We start from the raw sequence: 23,871 nt of genomic DNA, 5'->3' as shown, positions 1-23,871 counted from the left end.
TTAAAAAGCCCCTTATCAATCACTCTTTTTTTGTTATTATCAGCCTACACAGTGATAGGAGTAAATATAATGGCAAACAACACGACTATTTGTGACTTTGGGCTACACCAAGGTGAACCATACACCCAGCTTCCCGTCAGCTTTTTGAAATGGATGATTGATGTAAATCATCAAAAATCTCAATACGCACATGATGAGCTCGCACGCAGAAAACGGGTTGTAGAGCAGCAACGTGAAGCCTTATTGGCTGAAAAATATGAATAAGTGCGTTTTTTTAACCTCGAACTAGTTTAAACTAGCCGCCTACTATACTGAGTTTTGTTAATCGATAGGTATTTTATGCGTACTCTTGTTTTTCTCATTTTATTTCTTGGTTTATATGGCTGTGCCAGTGACTCTGTCAATAAACCTGCAGCACACTATTTAACTGTTCTTCATACCAATGATAATCATGGTCGTTTTTGGCATAATGAAAAAGGCGAATATGGTATGGCCGCGCGTAAAACCCTAATCGACCAGCTAAGAGCCGATGCAAAAGCACAAGGGCATCAGGTGTTATTATTATCTGGTGGCGATATTAATACTGGTATCCCTGAATCAGACCTGCAATTTGCTGAGCCCGATTTCAAAGGCATGTCGAAAATTGGCTATGACGCAATGGCATTAGGTAATCATGAGTTTGATAATCCATTAAGTGTATTAAGACAGCAACAGCAATGGGCTAACTTCCCTCTTTTATCGGCTAATATCTTTGATAAACAAACTAACGAAACTATTTTTGAACGTTATAAGATATTCAACAAAGGCGGCTTAACCATTGCCGTAATTGGGTTAACAACGACAGACACCGCTAAAATTGGTAACCCGCAATACATTGGCCACTTAGAATTTAAAGATCCGGTTGAAATAACCGCCTCACTTACCCAAACATTAAAAGCAAAATACAATCCTGACATTACCATTGCGGTAACGCACATGGGGCATTATGTAGATGCCAATTATGGAATAAATGCTCCAGGTGATGTTACGCTTGCCCGCTCTTTAGATAAAAATGCCCTTGATATGATTATTGGTGGCCATTCCCAAGAGCCAGTGTGTATGGCTGCAGAAAATGTCACAGATGAGAATTTTAAGCCAGGTTTAGCCTGTAAACCTGATCGACAAAATGGAACCTGGATAATGCAAGCCCATGAATGGGGTAAGTATGTGGGTAAAGCGGAGTTTAAATTAGAAAACGGTCAATTATCACTGCTAAGTTATCAATTATTGCCCGTTAATTTATACGTAGATAAAAAGCAAAAAGACGGTAGCGTAAAATCCGTACTTGCTGCAAATTACATTAAACCAGATCCAGCGCTACAAACCTTTTTAGCGGCGTACCAACAAAAAGGGGCAAAACAAATTGAAGGTAAAATTGGCTTTGTGAATGACAGACTCGAGGGTGATCGTAACAAAGTACGCTTCGAGCAAACTAACCTTGCTCGCGTTATTATTCGAGCGCAAATGAATACCGTAGGTGCCGATTTTGGCATTATCAGTGGTGGTGGTGTTCGCGATAGCATCAATGCGGGTGACGTGAGTTATAAAGACATACTCAAAGTACAGCCTTTTAAAAACCGTGTCGCTTATATCGATTTCAAAGGCAATGATATTTTAACCTATTTAAATGTCGTGACGCGTTTCCCACCAGACTCTGGAGCCTACATGCAATACCACAACTTAGCCTTTGAACTTAAAGAGGATCAAGTAACTAACGTGTTCATCGCCGGCAAGCCGCTTGATATAAACAAAACATACCGCATGAGTATTAATGAATATAATGCTTCTGGTGGCGATAGTTACCCTAAAATTACTCACATGAAAGGATTCGTAAGCACCGATGAAACGGACGCTCAGGCATTAAAACGATTTTTTGCAGAGCACAGCCCTGTTGATGCACATGAGTTTGCACCTAAATAGTAATCTGTATTGAACAGTGATGAGTGTCATTGATATAGTCATGACACTCATCGTTGAGGTTTATGTGCTAACCAAACCAATTTAAGCTCTCTTAATCAGAGTTATGGTTAAGTAGCAAAGCACGATTACTTTCCTATTATTTCTATATTTCCTTGACCCACATTTGCTAACCCATAACTGTGCATTCGTGAGCGTGAGCCCTCTCCAAATGCTTTCGGTGGGTAGTATAATCCCTTTTGCTCAGGGCAATCGTTTAACACATCATCCAGTGACGCACGAATTTCACTCAATGTTTTCTCTAGACTGTTATTAAAGTTTGGACGTTTTCTTACTGTATGACCAAGCTCAACTAAACGATAGAAATACTTATTGGCAAGCTCTATCAATTCCTCGGGTACATTCTTGTTATGATTAAGCTTGATCTCTGGATTGTTAGTGCAGTATTCCACAAGCGCTAAATAAAAACATAACGGTTTGTTTGCCAGAGCTACTTGGTGCTCCAAAGAAACGCTACTCGATAATGTTTTACTTTTTAAATCAATAATCAGGGTTAATGGTTTTGACTCTGTAGTATTTGATTCTGCGTGAATAACCTGCTTATCATCATTTTTGTTGATATAGGCTAATTTTATTAAGTACGTAAGTAATATACTAAGAATAAAAAGCATCCCATAAATAGCTACCACATCACCCGTAAAATACGGCTGTCTCAAAGAGAAAACGATGAACACCACACCATTATTACTATTTAACTCTCGAATAAACTCTGTGGAAGTTTTTAAAGAAGCATCAAATTCATGTTGTGGCGTTATAGCTACAACCTCAATATCGGTACTATTAATAAAGGTGTTTAAGGTTTGAATATAATTAAGTAAAGCTGCTTTATTACCTGAGTGTTTAAGCAGCTCATTTGATAAATCTAACAAAGGTAAGTCTAAAGCGATTTGTTTTTCTATTTGTATTATTTGTAATTTATTTACTTGCTGTTGTTTTTGTATTGTCGAAATATAAAAAACAGACGAGAAAAACAAGAATAAAAAAATTGTGCATATTATCCATATTAACCTATTCATTACGACTCCCCTATAAAGGTAACGGGGTAACTGTTGCACTGCCAATATGGCTCAACATTTTGATAATATTGAAACGATTGTTCTTTAGACATACTCAATAAGTGAGACTGTACAGCACAGAGTAAATCAGTATTATTATGCTGCATTTTTAAGTACCAACGGGTGCCTGCCACATTACTACTAATAGGCGTAATATAATTTTTTGAAAAACGCTGACTGTCACTTTCTCTCCAAAAAGAGGCAATAAGGTCTACTTCCCCGTTCGCCAATAATTCTCTCAACTCATTGTGTGAACTCGCATAGGTTATTTTTAGCTGAGCAATGTTTAGGCCTAGCTCTTTAAAGGCTTGTTTGGGTAAAATGTGTCCTGAGCGACTCGTTGGATAATCTAACAGACCGATTTTTTTATCTAAAAAATATTGTTTGCTGATCTTTGGTTTTTCTTTTGAAGAGATAAAAAACGCAGTGTAATCAGAAAAGCCAACCACAGGCTGATAGTTGTAAGTAGATTCAGCCTTAAACGCATCCATAATATTATTTTTCGCTAAAATTAAATCTGCAATACCTTTACCTACAAACTCTAAGCTATCAACGGTTCTATATCCCCAATAGCCAATGACAGAGCCATATTGCTTAGCCACAACTTTATCATCACACAAGTTTTTAGTAAGTAATTGAGCAACGTATTTTGAGGGGGTAAATACTATAAGTTGACTCTTATTAGCCGTTGCCGTTGTTTGACATGTCGTTGATGTCTCTATTATTACTGGAAACGTTATATCTTCCTCGCCCACAATAACTTGACCTGAAAACCAACTTAGCAACACGCCTAGAAACATAAATGTAACAATTGATATTTTATGCAACATTAACTTCTTAATATTCAAAAAGCACCCGTTTAAATTAGAGTAATAGCTCATTTGAACAATTTTAATTACTTATTACAACAGGTAATTTTACCTGTCAAACCCAAACCATTGAATAAAAACAATTTTAAACAAGAAAATATGAATTTTATTGAGTCCTTTCTATCAACTAAAAAAATGAGGACAATTGACCTTATCAGCGTTTACAAAATAAATGTCACACTAACTAGGATGCTTCAATGTACAAAAATGTAAAATATTCGCTTTCTTTAACACTTTTAATTAGTGCAATATTTGCAAGCACAGATTGTAATGCTTGGGGCCAAAACGGGCATCGTGTAGTGGGTAAAATTGCAGAGTCGCACATAAGCGAAACTACTAAGACTGTACTTATCCCCTATCTCAACGGTGAATCTTTAGCTCAGATTTCAACATGGCCTGACGAAATGCGATCTGCACCAGGTGACTTTTGGCAAAAAAAATCATCTCGTTGGCATTACATTAATGCTGATGACAACGCGACCTTTAGTTTTGACCACGACCACACTAAACACAAAGAATCAGTAACAAACATATTAGAAGGCATTCACTACTCTATCCGCGTGTTGAAAGATGATAAATCAAGCCTTGCGGCCAAACAGTTTAGCTTGCGTTTTTTGGTGCATTTAGTGGGTGACAGCCATCAACCATTTCATGCAGGAAGAGCAGAAGATAGAGGCGGCAATCGCGTTAAGGTTTCTTTTTTTAACCAACAAACCAATCTACATAGCCTATGGGATACCAAGTTAGTAGAAAACGAAAACTTATCTTTTACTGAATACGCTCAGTTTATAAATACCAACAACAGCGAGCTAATTAGTGAATATTTACAAAGTACACCAACAAGCTGGCTTGAAGAGTCGCACAACTTAGCCCTAAAAATATATGAATCAACAGAAGAACAGATTAGCTACGACTATATCTACAACAACACCCCTATTGTGAAAACACGCTTGCAACAAGCGGGAATTCGCTTGGCTGGATTGTTAAATACATTATTTGATCCTGCTAACACGCAATCAAAAATGGCCTTAACACAGCAAACACAAAAATAAATTCAGTTTCTAACTTAAATCATCTAAATGGGAAATCAACATTATGACTAAGCTTCGCCTTTCGAAATTAACTGGAGCAGTAATTCTTGCTCTAGGAGTTTCAACAAGCGCTATGGCTGCTGACACTTCATCTGCAATGCGTGGTAAAATAACCACACCTTCAGGTGCGAGCGCTGCAAACGTTAAAATTAAGGTTGTTCATCAACCAACTGGCACAATTAGTGAACTAACGACCAATGAAAGTGGTACTTTCATTGCAAATGGTTTACGTGTTGGTGGACCTTACACTGTGATCATCGACTCTGATACGTTTAACGATACCACCGTTGAAAATATCTTTTTAAACCTTGGCGAAACTTACCGATTAACGTCGCAATTAGCACCACTCAATATTGAAAAAATTGAAGTGTCTGGTTATAAAATTGTCCAACAATCGGGTGGTTCTAGCAGCACGTTTGGTGAAGATACCATCAACAACATGCCTAGCTTTAATCGTGACATTAAAGACATCGCACGTTTAAACCCACTTGCTAGTATTAATGGTAGCGGCGAGCTAACCTTTGCCGGTAGCAACCCACGTACAAATGGTTTAACTGTAGATGGTATTGGCCAAAATGACGACTTTGGTTTAAGTTACGGCGGCTACCCTACTTCGCAGCCCCCTGTAGCCCTTGATGCGATTGAGCAGATCTCTGTTGATGTTTCTCCATTTTCAGCCTCTAAAGGCAACTTTGGTGGTGGTACTATTAACGCGGTAACTAAGTCAGGTACTAACGAACTTAAGTTTTCTGGTTTTTACGAAACATCAACACCAGATATTGCTGGCGATGTAGACAGCATATCTCAAGTGTTTGCTGATAACCGCCCTGTTTTAGATGACGATGGTCACCGCACATACATTGTTGAACAAGTAGAACCTAACCAAACTGAAAAACGCTACGGTTTTAATGTTGGCGGCCCACTTATAGACGATACCTTATTTTACTTTGTTAACTACAATAAATGGTCAAGCGAACTAGATTTAGATTATGGTTTTGAAGGTTCAGGCGCAACCAACGAATACGATGTGAGTGAAGAAAGCTATAACCGTTTCCTTAATATTCTAAATAACGAATACGGCTTAACAGACTCTCTTGGAGGCGACCCTAAAGACACCAACGAAACATTACTTGTAAAATTAAGCTGGAACATTGCTGATGATCATCGCTTAGATTTTACCTATCAGTGGCAAGATGACAAAGATGAAACAAACTTTGGTACTGGTGGCACATCAGTTCAGTTTGCATCAAGTCGTTATACCTACGCAACCAAGTTTAATAACTTTGCTACCAAGCTATATTCAGATTGGAACGAAGACTTTTCAACTGAAATCGGTATTGCATACAAAGATGTATCATCGAGAAGTTTAACAAATTCTGATATTGGTAGCGTTAAAGTTGAAGAATACTTCCGCGGGCCTTCTTATAACTTTGGTACCGATGAGTTTCGCCATGCAAATAGCTCAGCAACAGAAAATTTAACACTTTCTCTTGATGCCACTTATTTAATGGACGAGCATGAAATTAACTTTGGTATGCAATATGAGTCGTTAAACTTATACAACCTTTTTGCAGCTAACTCACTCGGTTCATGGGAATTTGATAACTTTAATGGTTTCGAAAATCGTGAAGTAGGTAACTACAAAGGAAAGTACGATTTTAGCTACAGCAATGCCTTTACAAATAACCCTAATGACACCGCTTACGACGCAACCCGTAATCAATTAGCACTTTACATTGAAGATACTTTTTATGTTGGTGATGATTTAGAAGTAACAGCAGGTGTTCGTTATGAGCGTTTATCTTCTGATGATAAACCAACACTCAACGAAAACTTTTTAAACACCTATGGCTTTAGCAATCAAGAAAACCTCGATGGGTTAGATATTATTCTACCGCGTATTGGCTTTAAGTATTACGCTACAGAAGCATTAACAGTTAACGGTGGCGTGGGTCGTTTCCAAGGTGGTATCCCTAACGTTTGGTACAATAACTCATTCCAAAACGATGGCATTACTTTTGTAGATGCACCTCAAAGTGCTATTAACGATTATTATGCTAATAATCAAGCTGATATCACTCAAGTACCAGATGCCATAAAAGGCTCTTTAGTTCAAGGTGCAGGTAGCACAAACTATGTTGATCCTAACTTTGAACTACCGTCAAGTATTCGTGCACAACTTGGATTTGAGTACGACTTTGATTCTGAGTTACTAGGTGAAGGCTTTAAATGGCAAGCAGAAATTGCTTATCACAAAAAAGAAAACGAAGCTGTGTGGCATAACACCGCCATAAAACCTGTAGGTGTAGCGGCCGACGGCGAGCGTATCATCTATGAAAGTATTTACAGCGGTGATTTAGCTGATAACTTTGATATCGCAATGACTAACTCAACTGATGATGGTCGCTCTGTTATTATTTCAACAGCACTTGCTAAAGAGTGGGAAAATGGCCTTTATATTTCAGCAAGCTATGCACATCAAGATGTAACAGAAGCGTCTTCAGGCTCTTCATCACGTGCACAAAGCAACTATCAGTACAATATCACTAAGAGCCGAAATGAAGACTTTGCTGCCCGTGGTGCGTATGAAGTAGAGCATAGCTTTAAAGTTAATTTAGCGTATAACACTGAGTTCTTCAGTGGCTATGCCACAAGATTTAATGTGTATTTCGAACGTCGCTCTGGTCGTCCATTTAGCTATACTATGGGTATGTATCAAGATAGTGACTTAGGTGATACGCGTGACTTTTATTCAAGCTCAGCTTATTTAGCGTATATTCCAACTGGTGCAGATGATGCCAATGTAAATTGGGATGAATCAGGGCTATCATGGAGTGAACTTGAGACACTACTTAATAGAGCGGGTATTTCTGAGCGAGGCCAAATCTTAGACCGTAACTCAGGCACGCAACCATGGGTTACCACTATGGATATTAGCGTTAAACAAGAGATCCCTGGTTTTGCAAAAGGTCATAGCGGTGAGGTTTACTTTATGATTGATAACTTTGCCAACTTATTAAACAGTGACTGGGGCGTAGAAAAGCGCTTAGGTTTCTCTGACCAAGCAGTTTACGACTTTGGCGGGTTAGACGATCAAGGTCGTTATATAATTGATAGCAGATTTAATGGCGCTGATGTTCGTAACTATAGCCAATATCAAACTAGCTCATCAGCTTGGCAAGCTAAAATTGGTGTTAGCTATAAGTTTTAATACATAGCCTGTACATCAAAAACTCGTAAAATTAAAAAAGCCATTACATGCATGTAATGGCTTTTTTTATGGAAAAAATCACTTTTCATCTGTTTGTCATAAAAACTACTTACTATTTGAACGGTAAAATATTGAAACATAGATAAAATGCTAAATTTCATAAATAAAGTGTTTTATAATAAAAAAATTACAGTTGTATTTTATTTGTAACAAACAAATGAGGTACACTATGTAAGTATTTTGGGTAAAGTGTATTTTGCGGTCGCTTAATCCAAAATTAAAATAAAAAAGCTATTAAAAGTTTATTTAACTACACGGGAAAATAAAATGAAAATTCAACTTCGCAAAACAGCTCTATCACTTGCTATAGCAGCATGTGTTGGTGTGAGTGGTGCTGCAATTGCAAACGAAACAACCTCTGCAATTAAAGGTCAAATAAAGGGTCCTAACGGTAACCCTGCTGCAGGAACTAAAATTACTATTTTACACGTTCCTTCAGGCTCAGTTAAAACAACTGAAACTAATGATGCTGGTTACTTTACAGCTAAAGGCCTACGTGTTGGTGGTCCATACAGAGTAGTTGTAGATTCTGACACTTATGCAGACCAAGAGTTCAATAACATTATTCTTAACATTGGTAACGATTACCCGGTAAATGCTTCTTTAGAGAATATCTCTAACATCGAGCAAATTGTAGTTACGGGTGCCCCTATCAGTGCTATGTCTGGTGGTACAGGTCCTGCGTCTACTTTTACGCTAACGGATCTTGAAAACCAACCAGCTATCAACCGTGATTTAAAAGACATCATCCGTATTGACCCACGTATCACAATTGATGATAGCCGTGGTTCAATCAACTGTGGTGGTGGTAACCCACGTTACAACAGCTTAACGCTTGACGGCGTTCGCATGAACGATAACTTCGGTTTAAGCTCAAACGGTTACCCTACTATCCGTGCCCCTTTCTCTTTCGACTCTATTGAACAAGTTTCAGCTGAGCTAGCCCCTTTTGACGTTCAATACGGTGGCTTTACATCGTGTAACATTAACGCTGTAACTAAATCTGGTGGCAACGACGTTCACGGTGGTGTTTTCTTCGATTACACAAACGATTCAATGAAAGGCGACGAAATTGAAGGTAATGAAGTTGATAACGGTAACTACACTGAAAAACGTTACGGTTTCAACGTAGGCCTTCCGCTTGTTGAAGATACATTATTCTTGTTCACTTCATACGAAAAACTTGAAGGTGTTCGCCAGTTTAATTACGACGGTCTTAGCAGTGGTAGTGTTACAGCTGATGACGTATCTCGCATTCAGAGTATTTCTCAATCAGTTTACGGCTACGATGCTGGCGGTATGCCATCAAGCATGCCTGTTGAAGATGAAAAAATCTTAGTAAAACTAGATTGGAACATCAACGAAGATCACCGTGCAAACTTAATCTATAACTACAACGACGGTAACACAATTTCTCAGTCTGATACTGGTTCTAGCCGCGTTTCTTTATCAAACCACTTCTATAATCAAAGTGCTGAGTTTACATCAATCATTGGTTCTGTATATTCTGATTGGTCAGACGATTTTTCTACTGAAATTCGTTTAGGTAAATCAGAGCTAGATGCAACGGTTCAGTCATTAGATGCTGCAAGCAGCTTTGGTGAAATGCAAATCCGCACTGATAATGGTGGTACGGTTTACATTGGTCCTGATGATTCTCGTCAATCAAACGACCTAGATTACGACACAACTACATTTAAAGTTGCTGGTACTTATTACTTAGATCAACACACAATTACTGCTGGTTACGAGTTTGAAGAGCTATCTGTTTTTAACTTGTTCGTACAGCAAACAGAAGGTGAGTGGCGCTTTGACTCAATTGACGACTTTGAAGCAGGTCAAGCAGCGCGTATCTACTACAACAATGCTGCAGGTACTAATAACCCGAATGATGCGGCTGCAAGCTTTAAATATGCTCAACACACATTTTATGTACAAGACGAATACGCGTTTACTGACTTAGATGCAACAATTCAGTTTGGTTTACGTTACGACAAGTACACAAGTGATGACGTTCCTAACTTTAACCAAAACTTCACTAACCGTTACGGTTTCAGCAACCAGTCTACATTCGACGGTATTGACTTACTGCAGCCACGTGTTGGATTCCAATGGTATGCAACTGACGAACTTGAAGTGCGCGCTGGCTTAGGCTTGTTCTCTGGTGGTAACCCGAACGTATGGCTGTCTAACTCTTACTCTAACGATGGTATTACAAACATTAGTACGCAGTTCCGTGGTGTAGATTTATTCAATACAGCTAACGTAAACGGCGGTACACCTGGTTTTGACGTACCACAAGGTATGTTTGACATTGTTGCAAATACAGAAATTGGTGTAGGCGATGCAACAGTTAATGCTGTAGACCCAGATTTTGAAATTCCTTCAGAGTGGAAATACTCTCTTGGTGCTACATACACAACTGAAGACGAATACGTAATCTCTGTAGACTACCTATACTCGAAGAAGAAAGATGCTGCATTGATGCGTGATATCGCACTTCAAGATAGCGGTGAAACTACGTTTGATGGTCGCCCAATTTACGAGTCAATCGAAGGTCGTAGTAATGAGTATTTATTAACAAATGTTAGTGGCGATAGCGGTGATTCTTCAGTTATCTCTGCAGCAGTTAGCAAAATGTTCGATAACGGCATCAACTTTAGCTTTGGTTATGCATACACAGATGCAGACGATGTAAACCCAATGACTAGCTCTGTAGCTGGTTCTAACTATGGTAACATCGCACTTACTAACCCAGGTAACCCAGGTGTTGCGTCTTCAGATTATGAAATTCCGCATCGTTTTACTATGACGCTTGGTTACAAATATGAGTTTGTAGATGGCTTTGAGACACGCTTTAACCTTTACGGTGAAGCATACAAAGGCCTACCTTACAGCTTTACGTTTGATGGTAGCGATAACACAGATGCTAACCGCAACACTACCTTTGGTGATAACAACTGGAATGGCAACCGTCAGTTAATGTACGTTCCACTTGAAAACGATCCTAACGTTGTTTACAACATGTCGGCTGATGAAATCAATGAGTTTAACGACTTTATTGCTTCTGAAGGACTTAAACGTGGTGAAATCACAGGTCGTAACCAACAAAATGCTGACTGGTTTGTTAAGTTTAACCTTAAAGTTACACAAGAATTACCAGGCTTTATGGAAGGCCATAAAGGTGAAGCATTCTTTGTAATCGACAACCTTACAAACATGCTAAATGATGACTGGGGCGTTCTTAAGAAAGGTCCTTTCGTAGGTGCAAGCATGATCTCAACATCTATTGATGACCAAGGTCGTTACGTTTACTCAGGCTTTAACGGTAATAACGCTAATACTTCAGTACAAACTGGTGCTTCAGTATGGGAAATGCGTGTAGGTGTACGTTACACTTTCTAATCTAAATTGTTAGATTAGTTAAAATTATAAAAGCCCATCATTTGATGGGCTTTTTTATGCCTGTAATTTATTTTTTAGCTTATTAAGTAAGCTTATTAATAAATCCTGTTCATGTGTGTTTAACGAAGCCAATAGTTCTTTTTCCCACCTTAACGCCTCGGGTACTATTTTTTTATACATATCTTTTCCAGCTTCACTCAATGAAAGTATGGCTGCGCGCTTATCCTCTGAATTAATTTGAGTTATTAGCAACTTTTGTTCTACTAATATTTTTATTGCACGCGACACGGTCGATTTATCCATATTTGCCTGCGTACATAAATTTTTGGCATTACTTTGACCAAATTGCGCTAAATTCGCCAAAATTCGCCATTGAGGTATCGTTAAGTCAAATTTGGTCTGGTATACCTTAGCAAGGTCATTACTTACCAAACTTGCTACATTAATTAGTTGATATGCTAAAAAAGTGTCTAAATCCAGTTTCATGATTATCCCGTTAAATAGGTTTACTAGCTGTTCATTTATATTTACATACACATTTATAGAGCAATTTGAAATTACTCTCACTTGAGAGTATCTTAACTTAAATAAATAAAACATAAAACTAGCCTTCTCTCACAGGAGTCAGTAATGGCAGAACAGTTAAAGTACATGACCGGTTTTGGTAATGAATTTGAATCCGAAGCGCTACCCGGTGCCTTGCCTATAGGGCAATTTACTCCTCAAAAAGTTAAGTACGATCTTTACACTGAACAATTTAGCTCTACAGCATTTACTGCGCCACGAGCCACAAATCGCAGAACATGGCTGTACCGGTTACGCCCTTCGGTAGTGCAAGGTGATTACATCGCTATTGATAACGGCCTGATCCGAACTGCGCCTATCACTGAAGCCGTAACACCTCCGACTATGCTTCGCTGGAACCCCGTTGAAATTCCTACAAAGCCAACTGATTTTCTAGATGGACTCATAACAATGGCTGCTAACGGCAGTGCTAATGGGCAAGCCGGTATTGGTATTCATGTTTATGTTGCTAACAAGTCTATGGTTGATCGCTACTTTTACAACGCTGACGGTGAGATGCTATTTGTACCCCAACAAGGCGAGCTACTCCTGCATACAGAGTGCGGTAAGCTATGTGTTAAACCAGGTGAAATTGCAGTTATACCCCGAGGGATGAAGTTTTCTGTTGATTTAATACAATCAACGGCCCGTGGTTATATATGCGAAAACTATGGACATGCTTTGGAGCTTGCAGAGCGAGGCCCTGTTGGTGCAAACGGCTATGCCAACGACCGTGACTTTCAATATCCAGTTGCAGCTTTTGAAGATAAAGAAGGTGATTTTGAACTGGTGTCAAAATTTAATGGCAACTTATTCAGCTGTGAGATTAAGCATTCCCCTTTCGATGTTGTTGCATGGACAGGTAATAGCGCGCCTTATAAATACGATTTATCGCGATTTAATGTAATGAACACAGTAAGCTTTGACCATCCGGATCCTTCTATATTTACCGTTTTAACCTCGCCATCAGCTACTGAAGGAATGGCTAATGTTGATTTTGTTATTTTTCCACCGCGTTGGATGGTTGCTGAAAACACTTTTCGTCCGCCCTACTATCATCGTAATATCATGAGTGAATTTATGGGGTTAATTGAAGGTGTATATGATGCAAAAGAGCATGGCTTTGTGCCAGGTGGCGCAAGTTTACATAATTGTATGTCTCCGCATGGACCTGAAGCGGATGTATTTGAAAAAGCATCTAATGCGGAACTGGTTCCACAAAAATACGAAAATACCTTAGCGTTTATGTTTGAATCCCGTTATGTCATTTCACCGACTAAATACGCATTAGAAGGTAAAGAGCGCCAAGCTAATTACACTGACTGCTGGCGCACAATTAAAAAACACTTTAACGGCAATCAAGGGTAATTAGATTATGAAGCTTTATACTTATTTTCGCTCATCTGCAGCGTATCGTGTGCGCATCGCATTAAACCTAAAAAATATTGTTCACCAGTTGGTGCCGGTAAACTTACTAAAATCAGAGCAACAAAGCACAGATTACTTACAGAAAAACCCCCAAGGACTTTTACCTTCTTTAGAAACAGAAAACGGCATATTAGGTCAATCTCTAGCAATTTTAGAGTACCTTGAAGAGCAATATCCTGAAACACCATTACTGCCTGGTAATGCATGGCAAAAAGCACATATTCGCAATTTAAGTTATGCAATTGCGTGTGATATTCACCCGATTGATAATTTACGTGTGCTTAAGTATTTAAGTAGTGAACTCAATGTTGATGATGAAGCAAAAAATAAATGGTACCGCCACTGGGTTGAAGTGGGTTTTGAAAAAATAGAACGCATGCTCGATAGTAAAAATACATTTTGCGCAGGCGAGTCGCCAAGCTTAGCTGATGTATGTTTAGTACCGCAGGTATTTAATGCCATTCGTTTTAAAGTAGATATGGCTGCCTACCCTAAAATAGCAGCCATATATCAGCGTTGTAATGAGTTGGCAGCCTTTATTGATGCAGCCCCTGAAAATCAACCTGATGCAAACTAATAGAGTAAATTAACTTTTAAGTGCACTGTGTATTACAGTGACATGCTCAATTAAATCTAAGCCCAGTTCGGTTAAATAGCCACCATCTGGGCTATCTATAACCCCTTTATCGAACAAACGTTGTGCTGCGCTTAGTAAGGCGGGTTCAGCGTCTGAATGAAGTTTAATTCCTTGCATTTTGCTCTCGCGTGGAAATTTTGCTAGTAGTGTAAATTCGTCAATCATGGTTTGATTAAATAGCATATCTGTTCACCTTTTTATTGTTCTGTGTTTTACTTATGTTGTCTTACTTACCCTAGCATGTTTTTTTGCTAAGTGTACTTATTTTAAACACTGGAGGTTTTTTGATGCGTTATTATTTTACTTCGTTTATTACTGTTTTATGCTTGTGTTTTTCAGCTTTAAGCTTCGCTAGCACAATAAAAACGCTTCCTATTGTTGATGCTACCCAGCTTATAAACACTAGCACTGAGTGCTGGTATGATAATAAACGTTACAGCGAAGGAGCTATACTGCAGGTTCACTCAGTTACGCTTATTTGTGCTGCAAAGTACCCCCAACATAACAACAGTCAATTGATTTGGCTAAAGCTTGATAAGCAAGGTAACCTTATTTACCCCAAGAAGCCTGCAACTATTACTGTAAATTAATCAAGATTAACAATCTGGAATCTGCCAGCCATCTCCAAACTATTAAGATGCGGTGGGATACGTTACAATACATGCAGTTTAAAAAAGCAGTGTGACTATGAATAATCAACCAAAAAACCCGCTACATGGGATAACTTTAGAGCAAATTCTTGTAGAACTAGAGCAACTTTTAGGCTTTAAAGCAATGGGTGAACAAGTAAACATAAAATGCTTTACTGATTCTCCGAGTATCAAATCAAGCTTAAAATTTTTACGTAAAACCCCATGGGCAAGAGATAAAGTAGAAGCACTTTATATTCATACCATGAGTAATAAACCGCTACGAAAACCCAGAAATAAACCAAAACTAACAGAGCCCACGCAACCTGATACATCAGATTTTGTATGGCCCTCTATTAAAAAATAAATGAGTGCTAAATGGCGTAATATTTACGCCATTTTTAGTCAGTTAGTTTTGTTCTTGGCATATTACATTCAATGAAGCAGGGTGAATACTCACTACCACTTTATCGGCAGATTTAACCTCACCATCAATTACATAATCTAGCGTTTTATCTGCGCTTATCTCTACACGTTTTGCGTTAGTATAATGCGAGTTAATAGCAAAATGTGTTTGCGTGATACTGCTAAACATTAGCTCAGCAATACTCAATACTGTGGTTTCATTGTCTTTGTTTGGCGTTAACCAGTTTACGTCTAATAATCCATCACGGTGGTCGGGTTGTCCCCCACCTTGGGCTAAAAGGGTTGTAAATGGGGCAGCATTAGCGACAATAAAGCTATTTGTATTAATAGCTTCAGGCTCATTATCATCGAGTTTAACCATCAGCTTTTGCGCTTTATTCTCGCCAAAGGAATGTAAAAAACCATTTAAATAAGCAAGCTGGCCAGCTTTATTTTTCGACTCTCTATCTGCTTTTTCAATCATTGCATGCTCAAAGCCAATGCCAATTAGCAATAACATCAAATCGTTATTACAATATGCGGTATCGATCAGGTTTGTCTGACCATCAATTATTAAATCGCACGCTTGCTCAACAGGAATAAATTTAGATTTTATTCCCATCAGCACATGGGCCAACGCATTAGCTGTCCCCAACGGTATAATTCCTAATCGACAAGACGTACCCACTAAAACACTCGCAACCTCTGTGACAGTGCCATCTCCACCGCAGGCAATTATAATATCAGGCTCGTGCTCTATAGCTTGTTTAGCCAATGTAATGCCGTTTTGTTCTGGTGTAGTTTTTAAAATGGTTAAATCATAATAAGCAGATAAACGTGTAACGATTAAATGCTCTTTTTCAGACCATAACTTAGTACCTGATACAGGATTAGCAATTAAATATGCTTTATTTTTTATCAGTAGCTCACCTCTTCGGTGGCGCTTAACTAAATGGCGTAATTGGCGTTTATTAAGATTGGCTGTTTCACGTGTTTCTTTAATTTGAGCAAGAATGTCATGTACATCAGCTTCTTTATTTTGACTCAATAAATACGCTGCCATAACAAACACCGAACGTCCGCGACCTAATGCACAATGCACCACAACACGACGGTCTTTCTTTATATGATGATGGATCCAGTTAATTGCCTGGTTTAATTGCGAGTGAGTAGGCACACTATGATCAAGAACAGGAATGTTTAAATAACTAATATTTTCTTGGGTAGATGTCCACTCAAGTCCATCAAATTCACAAGTCACATCTAAAATAGCGGTAATGCCATTTTCTTTTAATGTATCTATATCAGAGGGAAACAAACGACATGCTAAAAATAAGTTATCGTTTATTTGTTGAATTGGGGGTACCTTATCGTGTTTGCGTGACCATGCATTATAAATTTGTGCACCTAACAAAAAAGGAACAAAAGCCCAGCGAATGTAAAAAGGGATAACGCCATTTTCTCGCTTTCTGAATATTTTCCCCGCATTAAAAAAATAAGCACCGCTGACTAATAGTAGCGAAAGTGCGGTCCAAAAAAACGCAACTGCAAAGTAAATGGAGTTAACCGTTAATCCTAAGACTATAAATACCAATGCTGTTACAAGATAACTTACTGCAGCCCACATGTGCTCTCCTTAAAGTTGGTAACGCAAAATTAACGCTTTTAATATAGCTCAAAGACTGCAAGTAATACGCCAAAAAGCAACTATTCTTGTTTACTGTATTCAGGTATAAAACGCAAGCTTACAACAAACCGCCAAAAAAAACCTAGTGCATTGATAATACTAAGTTATATTTTTATTTTCGGTTTCCATTTCAGCTATTCAAAGCTAGTCTTTATTTATAATATTAACCTTAAAGCTGTTTATAGCTAAGACTAGCCCTTTCTTTTTTACAATTGTAACGGTCAAATATTCATGGTTACTTAATAACTTAGCGTATTAATTATCAAACGGCATAAGTAATGTTTTCATCGCTGGACGCAGTGCAATAAGCACGGTTTCTTCTGTTAACTCAGGAAACAGCATTTTTCGTAATAACAATCCTGCCATCACTGAAAAAATCACATTAATGCGGCTTTCAAGTTCTTGCTCTGAATGTGATTTTATTAAACTACTTTCACTGACTAATAAATCACGCATTCTGTTACGTGCTTGCGTGTCAGCCTCACGCAGTAATAAAGCGACTTTTTTGTTTCTACTGGCCTCTGCCATCATGTCTAAGTCAACAACGCAGGCCCCCGTGTCCATATGACGCTGCACACCATGGTGTAAGCCATCAAGTAACACCGTTAAAATATCGCCAGGTTGATCTTCAAACTCTTGAAATATGGAAAACATTTCTTCCATATCTTGTTCAATAATACTTTCAATTATGGCTTCTTTACTTTCAAAGTAATTATAAATATGGCCGGCACTCATCCCTGCCGTTTTAGCTATTTCTGCCATACCTGCGCCATGGTAGCCTTTGCGACGAAAACAATCAGCAGCGGCGGTTAATACCTGCTCGCGACGCGCTTGTGCTTGCACCGGATCTAGGTGTTTTTTATTTTTAGGTTTCATTTGAAACTCCAGTATCGAGTCTCTTAACTCGAAATATTTAGCGTTTACTGCATTGATCACAAAAAATAAACGCTAAATGGCATTACTTTAATCACGCATAAAACCTTTTATTGTTAACAGGCTTTATGCGTACTAATTTACTTAACGGTTGAAGTAGTGGTCTGCCAGCCGCCGCCAACCGCTTTGTATAAATTGATTTGGCTTGCAAGCACAGCTTGTTGGCCCGTGATCAATTGCTGCCTTGCGCTATACCAAGTTCGCTGAGCGTCAAGCACTTGCAAAAAGCTATCAACCCCTTTGTCGTAGCGCGCCTGCGATAATTCAAAGGTTGTCTTTCGGCTTTGTAATAACTCCTCAAGAGCCATTAACTGTGCGTTATAGCCTTCTCTATCCGCAAGTACATCAGCAACTTCACGAAATGCTTGCTGTATTTTTTGCTGGTACGTTGCTACAGCAACTTGTTGCTCTGCGTTAGCGACATCTAAATTTGCTTGATTTCGACCCATATTAAAAATAGGTAAATTTACCGATGGCATGAAGCTCCATGTGCCTGAGCCTGCATCAAATAAATTACTTAAATCACGTGATGCTGTTCCTGCATTGGCAGTTAAACTAATGCTCGGGTAAAACGCTGCACGGGCAATACCAATGTTAGCGTTAGCGGCTAACAGCTGATGCTCTGCTGCTTTTATATCTGGTCGCTGCGTTAGTAAATCAGAAGGTAAACCCACAGGCACACTAGGCAAGTCTAATAAATAATTTAATGACTTACTTGGCAGTAAATCCTCACCTACCGTTTTACCTACTAATAAATCAAGCGCGTTTTTATCGCGTTTCACTAAACGTTGGTATTTAGCAATATCAACTTTCGCTGTGGCTACCGTACTTTTAAGCTGTTCCAGCGTAATTTTAGAAGCGGCACCTAAATCAACACTTTTTTGGGTTAATGATAAGGATGCTTGCTGCGATGATAACGTCTCTTGTGCCAACGCTAACAACTGTTGATCGGTCGCGTAATTTAACCAGGCATTAGCAAGCTCTGCAATTAACGACACTTGCATGGTGTATTGGCTCAGTTGAGTTGAATAAAGCGTTTGTAATGCTTGCTCTGACTGATTGCGTACTTTACCCCATAAATCTAACTCGTAAGCCGTCATGCCTACCGTTGCACTGTATTGAGAACTTATTTGTGGTTGACCACTTGCTGATAAATCGCTGGGTAAACGCTGACGACTTCCTGATGCATTAAAATCCAGTGATGGATATAACGCTGAATCTTCAATCTGATACAAACCACGCACGCGCTGAACATTTAGAGCAGCTATTTGTAGGTCTTTATTATGTTCAAGACTTTGTGATATCAGTGTTTTAAGTTTTTCATCATTAAAAAACTGCTGCCATTTTAACGAGGACACCTGCTCATCCCCTGTCTCTGATGCATACGCATCAGGGACAGGTAAATTTAGCGCTTCCTTTTGAGGAGCTAACTGACATCCAGATAAAATTGCTAAAGTAAAAGCACTAAAACTGATTGCTCTTAAACTCATTATACTTCCTCCTCGGAGGTGGTTTTAGCCTTTCCTGAAAACAGTCTACGTACTAAAACAAAAAACAACGGTACAAAAATAACAACCAATGACGAGGCGGCAAGTGTTCCACCAATAATTGAAATACCTAATGCATTTTGTGCACCTGAACCAGCACTTGAGGCAATAGCTAATGGAAGCACACCACACACAAAGGCCATTGAGGTCATTAAAATAGGACGTAAGCGAAGGCGTACAGCGGCAATCGCCGAGTCAACTAAGCTTAAGCCTTCTTCCATTTTATGAATCGCAAACTCAACGATTAAAATGGCATTTTTAGAGGCTAAACCTATGGTGGTTAATAAACCCACTTGTAAGTAAATATCGTTTGATAAGTTACCCATAAAGGCGGCTACAATCGCACCAAAAATACCCAGTGGCACAATTATCATTACTGCAAATGGTACTGACCAACTTTCATAAAGCGCAGCTAAACATAAAAATACAAATAACAGTGATAATCCATATAACAACGGCGCTTGACCGCCACTTGATCGCTCTTGAAACGAAATACCAGTCCACTCAGAGGCAATACCGTTAGGTAGTTGCTTGACTAAACGTTCCATTTCATCCATTGCTTGCCCTGTACTGTAGCCTGGCGCTGCACTGCCTTGAATTTCCATAGCAGAAAAACCATTATAACGCTCAAGACGTGGCGAACCATAGGTCCAATGCGAACTGGCAAATGCTGAAAATGGCACCATATCACCGCTATCATTACGTACATACCACTTGTTTAAGTCCTCAGGCACCATTCGCGATTCAGCATCGCCTTGCAGGTATACTTTTTTCACGCGACCACGGTCGATAAAGTCATTTACATAACTACTACCCCACGCCGTCGAAAGCGTACTATTAATATCACTTTGCGACACACCAAGCGCTTCTGCTTTTGCAAGATCAATATCCAGCTGTAACTCAGGCATATCTTCTTGGCCATTAGGTCGTACGCCCGCGAGAATTGGGCTTTGGCTTGCTAAGCCTAATAACTGGTTACGCGCGGCCAGTAGAGCCTCGTGGCCAAGTCCAACACGGTCTTGTAAAAACATATTAAAGCCATTGGCTGTACCTAGTTCCACAATCGCTGGCGGCGGAAATGCAAATACAAACGCTTCTTTAATGGTAGAAAAATAGCCCATTGCTTTACCTGCAACTGCTTGCACAGATAAACCTTCGCCTTGACGCTCATCCCAGTGCTTAAAGTTAACAAAGGCAATTGCTGAGTTTTGGCCAGAACCTGCAAAACTAAATCCAGTCACCGTGAAAATACCATTTACAGCATCCGATTGATCGTTCAAAAAGTGTTTTTCTACTTTTTTAACTACTTCAAGCGTTTCTTCAGTCGTTGAGCCTGCTGGTAATGACACCTGATTAAACAAAATACCTTGGTCTTCATCTGGTAAAAATGCCGTTGGTAAGCTTGAAAAAATATACACCATACCCGCTACAATAAGGCCATAACATAAAAGATAGCGCTTAGATAAACGGATCATACGACTGACAAGACTTTGTGCGCCTGTATTAGTTTTATCAAATCCGCGGTTAAAACCACTGAAAAAACGACCGAATAACGAGCTGTTATCGTGAACATGGCTTGGTTTTAAAAGCGTAGCACACAACGCAGGTGTTAAAATAAGCGCCACCAATACCGATAGTCCCATTGCTGATACCAATGTAATAGAGAACTGACGATAAATAACACCGGTAGAGCCACTAAAGAACGCCATCGGAATAAATACCGCCGACAGCACCATAGCAATACCCACTAGCGCGCCTTTAATTTCATCCATTGATTTACGTGTTGCCTCAAGCGCAGAGAGTTTTTCTTCGCTCATTACACGCTCAACGTTTTCTACTACAACAATGGCATCATCAACCAGTAGGCCTATGGCAAGTACCATGGCAAACATGGTTAATGTATTTATTGAATAGCCAAACGTGTACAAAATACCAAAAGTACCGAGTAACACCACCGGCACAGCAATCGTTGGAATAAGCGTAGCGCGGAAGTTTTGTAAAAACAGATACATAACAACAAAAACGAGTACCACTGCTTCTATTAAGGTATTAACCACTTTTTCAATCGATAGTGATACAAAAGGGGTGGTATCGTAGGGTACAACAACGTCTAATCCCTCAGGGAAAAACGATTTAAGCTCTGCAATCGCAGCTTTTACACCTTCAGCTGTATCAAGGGCATTGGCGCCACTGGCAAGCTTAATACCTAGGCCTGATGCAGGTTTTCCATCGTAACGAGCTACAACACGGTAGCTCTCGCCACCTAGCTCCACACGCGCTACATCTTTAAGGCGAACAAACGAGCCATCAGCGTTTGCTTTTACTATAATTTGTTCAAACTCTGCTGCGGTTTGCAAACGGCTTTGTGCTGTTACCGTTGCATTGAGCTGCTGGCCTTCAACCGCTGGCATGCCCCCTAATTGACCAGCAGATACCTGTGCATTTTGCGCACTAATTGAGGTGCTAATATCAGCAGGGGTTAATTTGTAGTTTTGCAACTTAGCTGGGTCTAACCAAATACGCATAGCATATTGAGAGCCAAATAGCTGAACTTCACCCACCCCTTCAACACGCGAGATAATATCTTGCACATTAGATGAAACATAATCACCAATGTCGATATTGGTCATGCTGCCATCTTTTGATACAAAACCTAATACCATTAAAAAGTTACGTGCAGACTTAGCCACCGATACACCTTGCCTTTGCACTTCTTCTGGTAAAAGCGGTGTAGCTGTGGCTAACTTGTTTTGCACTTGTACCTGTGCAATGTCTGGGTCTGTATCAGCGCTAAATGAAAGCGTAAGCGTAGCCGAACCACTCGACTCAGACGTAGATGACATATACAACAAGCCATCTAGTCCTTTCATTTTTTGCTCTATAACCTGGGTAACCGTATCCTCTAGGGTACGAGCTGATGCCCCTGGGTAAGTAGCGGTAATGCTAATTGCTGGCGGTGCAATTGACGGGTATTGTGCTATTGGTAAACTTTGAATAGCCAACACACCTGCAAGCATAACCACGATAGCAAGCACCCACGCAAAGATGGGTCTGTCGATAAAAAATCGTGACATTAAAACTCTCCGTTATTGCGCTTTGTCGGCTGTTGCAGACGGTGAAACTTCTGAAGGGCTAACTGGCGCACCTGGGCGAATTTTTTGTAAGCCTTCAACAATTACTTTATCGCCATCAGCTAATCCAGCGGTAACTAACCAGTTAGAGCCAATCGTTCTATCTACTTTTAACACACGGCTTTCTACGGTGTTTTCTTTACTTACAACCATCGCTGTTGGCTCACCTTTGGTGTTTCGGCTTACTCCACGCTGCGGCACTAAAATAGCGTCTTGTTTTACACCCTCAACCACTGAGGCACGTGCATACATACCCGGTAGTAATAACTTATCTGGATTTGGGAATTTAGCGCGTAAAGTTACCGACCCAGTGCTTGGGTCTACAGTTACTTCTGAAAATTGTAACGTGCCTTTAATTGGGTAAATAGAGCCATCTACCATTTGCAGCTCAACGTCGGCTTGTGCTTTTGAGTCAACACTTAGTGAACCAGAAGAAATGGCTTTTTTAAGTTGAGTTAGCTCGTTGCTTGATTGCGTTAAGTCAACATAGATAGGGTCAAGCTGGGTAACGGTTGCCAGTGCCGTTGTTTGATTAGCACTTACAAGCGCACCAACAGTAACGTTCGATTTACTAATTTGACCACTAATCGGAGAAGATACATGGCTGTAATCTAAGTTTATTTGTGCAGATTTAAGCTGTGCTTTTGCTGTTAATAGCTCGGCTTGTGCTTGCTTGTATGCTGCATCGGCTTCATCAAAGTCTTGCTGGCTTACCGCTTTAATTTCTAGTAATTCTTTATAACGCGACGCTTTAGATTTACTGCTTGCAATACTAGCCTCTGCGCGCGCAACGGCCGCTTTGCTGGCTGCGAGTTCTGCTTCATAAATGTCAGGATTAATTTGATAAAGCGCTTGGCCTTGCTCAACCTGTGTGCCTTCTTCAAATAAGCGAGATTGAACAATACCACTTACTTGAGGACGAATTTCAGCAATTTGAAACGCACTAACACGCCCTGGTAATTCTTTTTTAAGTGTAATAGCTTGGCTTGTTAAGGTGACCACACCAACAGGTGTCGCTGCAGGAGCAGAAGCCTTAGGCTGTTCAGCAACCTGATCACAACCACTTAAAGCAACAGAACCAACGAGGGCCGAAAATACAAAAAAAGCGATGCGGGAACGCTGCATGTAAAATACCTTTTAGTTTAGAATGAACGATCATTCTAAACTAAAGTAAAGCAATTAAAAATAGCTACTGAGCAACAT

General features: G+C 39.6%; 18 protein-coding genes. 9 read left to right on the top strand and 9 right to left on the bottom strand.

Translation table 11 applies throughout. From position 1 onward, the window contains the following. Positions 1-69: 69 nt before the first annotated feature. Both P20311_RS09990 and ushA read left to right on the top strand, forming a co-directional pair. The gene (locus P20311_RS09990) at positions 70-264 is read left to right on the top strand and encodes a hypothetical protein (protein ID WP_008112349.1); all 195 of its coding nucleotides are present in this window, start codon (positions 70-72) and stop codon (positions 262-264) included. Positions 265-339: 75 nt separating this feature from the next. After that, positions 340-1,959 carry a bifunctional UDP-sugar hydrolase/5'-nucleotidase UshA gene (gene ushA / locus P20311_RS09985; protein ID WP_008112347.1) on the top strand — a complete coding sequence of 540 codons (1,620 nt, stop codon included), beginning with the start codon at positions 340-342 and terminating at the stop codon, positions 1,957-1,959. Positions 1,960-2,084: 125 nt separating this feature from the next. Here ushA and P20311_RS09980 read toward each other — a convergent pair whose 3' ends face one another. Then, positions 2,085-3,032, bottom strand: a complete 948-nt coding sequence (locus tag P20311_RS09980) for a hypothetical protein (RefSeq protein WP_008112345.1) — start codon at positions 3,030-3,032, stop codon at positions 2,085-2,087. Beyond that, positions 3,032-3,901 (bottom strand): hypothetical protein, encoded by an 870-nt coding sequence (locus P20311_RS09975; protein WP_008112343.1) that lies wholly within the window; start codon positions 3,899-3,901, stop codon positions 3,032-3,034. Before P20311_RS09975 ends, P20311_RS09980 begins: the two co-directional genes overlap by 1 nt. 236 nt (positions 3,902-4,137) lie before the next feature. On the opposite strand from P20311_RS09975, the gene P20311_RS09970 reads away from it, so the two are divergent. The 3 genes from P20311_RS09970 to P20311_RS09960 all read left to right on the top strand — a co-directional run bounded on the left by P20311_RS09970 (position 4,138) and on the right by P20311_RS09960 (position 11,707). After that, complete coding sequence (locus tag P20311_RS09970; RefSeq protein ID WP_008112341.1) at positions 4,138-4,992, top strand: S1/P1 nuclease; 855 nt, start codon at positions 4,138-4,140, stop codon at positions 4,990-4,992. Positions 4,993-5,035: 43 nt separating this feature from the next. Further along, positions 5,036-8,242, top strand: coding sequence for a TonB-dependent receptor (locus tag P20311_RS09965; protein WP_036985049.1), 3,207 nt, complete (start codon positions 5,036-5,038; stop codon positions 8,240-8,242). Positions 8,243-8,569: 327 nt separating this feature from the next. After that, entirely contained in the window at positions 8,570-11,707 is a 3,138-nt protein-coding gene (locus tag P20311_RS09960) for a TonB-dependent receptor (RefSeq protein ID WP_008112337.1), read from the top strand. Positions 11,708-11,761: 54 nt separating this feature from the next. On the opposite strand, the gene P20311_RS09955 is transcribed toward P20311_RS09960, so the two are convergent. Next, positions 11,762-12,193 (bottom strand): MarR family winged helix-turn-helix transcriptional regulator, encoded by a 432-nt coding sequence (locus tag P20311_RS09955; RefSeq protein ID WP_008112336.1) that lies wholly within the window; start codon positions 12,191-12,193, stop codon positions 11,762-11,764. Positions 12,194-12,337: 144 nt separating this feature from the next. On the opposite strand from P20311_RS09955, the gene hmgA reads away from it, so the two are divergent. Together hmgA and maiA are read left to right on the top strand one after the other, a co-directional pair. Beyond that, positions 12,338-13,639: a homogentisate 1,2-dioxygenase gene (gene hmgA, locus P20311_RS09950; RefSeq protein WP_008112335.1), complete on the top strand. Its 1,302-nt coding sequence runs from the start codon at positions 12,338-12,340 to the stop codon at positions 13,637-13,639. A gap of 7 nt (positions 13,640-13,646) precedes the next feature. Beyond that, the gene (gene maiA, locus P20311_RS09945; RefSeq protein ID WP_008112334.1) at positions 13,647-14,276 is read left to right on the top strand and encodes a maleylacetoacetate isomerase; all 630 of its coding nucleotides are present in this window, start codon (positions 13,647-13,649) and stop codon (positions 14,274-14,276) included. A gap of 9 nt (positions 14,277-14,285) precedes the next feature. Here maiA and P20311_RS09940 read toward each other — a convergent pair whose 3' ends face one another. After that, positions 14,286-14,519 carry a TIGR02647 family protein gene (locus tag P20311_RS09940; protein WP_008112333.1) on the bottom strand — a complete coding sequence of 78 codons (234 nt, stop codon included), beginning with the start codon at positions 14,517-14,519 and terminating at the stop codon, positions 14,286-14,288. Between the two features lie 104 nt (positions 14,520-14,623). Between P20311_RS09940 and P20311_RS09935 the strand changes: the two genes are divergently transcribed. Together P20311_RS09935 and P20311_RS09930 are read left to right on the top strand one after the other, a co-directional pair. Then, positions 14,624-14,926, top strand: a complete 303-nt coding sequence (locus tag P20311_RS09935; protein WP_008112332.1) for a DUF1496 domain-containing protein — start codon at positions 14,624-14,626, stop codon at positions 14,924-14,926. A gap of 97 nt (positions 14,927-15,023) precedes the next feature. After that, positions 15,024-15,332 carry a VF530 family DNA-binding protein gene (locus P20311_RS09930; protein ID WP_008112331.1) on the top strand — a complete coding sequence of 103 codons (309 nt, stop codon included), beginning with the start codon at positions 15,024-15,026 and terminating at the stop codon, positions 15,330-15,332. A 42-nt stretch (positions 15,333-15,374) separates the two neighbouring features. On the opposite strand, the gene P20311_RS09925 is transcribed toward P20311_RS09930, so the two are convergent. The 5 genes from P20311_RS09925 to P20311_RS09905 all read right to left on the bottom strand — a co-directional run bounded on the left by P20311_RS09925 (position 15,375) and on the right by P20311_RS09905 (position 23,793). Continuing rightward, the gene (locus tag P20311_RS09925) at positions 15,375-16,997 is read right to left on the bottom strand and encodes a diacylglycerol kinase family protein (protein WP_008112330.1); all 1,623 of its coding nucleotides are present in this window, start codon (positions 16,995-16,997) and stop codon (positions 15,375-15,377) included. 315 nt (positions 16,998-17,312) lie between these two features. Then, positions 17,313-17,933 (bottom strand): TetR/AcrR family transcriptional regulator, encoded by a 621-nt coding sequence (locus P20311_RS09920; RefSeq protein WP_008112329.1) that lies wholly within the window; start codon positions 17,931-17,933, stop codon positions 17,313-17,315. Between the two features lie 137 nt (positions 17,934-18,070). Then, entirely contained in the window at positions 18,071-19,480 is a 1,410-nt protein-coding gene (locus P20311_RS09915) for an efflux transporter outer membrane subunit (protein ID WP_008112328.1), read from the bottom strand. After that, entirely contained in the window at positions 19,480-22,611 is a 3,132-nt protein-coding gene (locus P20311_RS09910) for an efflux RND transporter permease subunit (protein ID WP_008112327.1), read from the bottom strand. The genes P20311_RS09915 and P20311_RS09910 overlap by 1 nt, the downstream gene beginning before the upstream one ends. 12 nt (positions 22,612-22,623) lie before the next feature. After that, positions 22,624-23,793, bottom strand: coding sequence for an efflux RND transporter periplasmic adaptor subunit (locus P20311_RS09905; RefSeq protein ID WP_008112326.1), 1,170 nt, complete (start codon positions 23,791-23,793; stop codon positions 22,624-22,626). Positions 23,794-23,871 lie beyond the last annotated feature (78 nt).

The organism is Pseudoalteromonas sp. BSi20311 (assembly GCF_000239875.1).
In the GTDB taxonomy this organism is placed as follows: Bacteria; Pseudomonadota; Gammaproteobacteria; order Enterobacterales; family Alteromonadaceae; genus Pseudoalteromonas.
The sequence above is the reverse complement of the archived record's forward strand: the minus strand, read 5'-3'. Positions and strand labels throughout refer to the sequence as shown.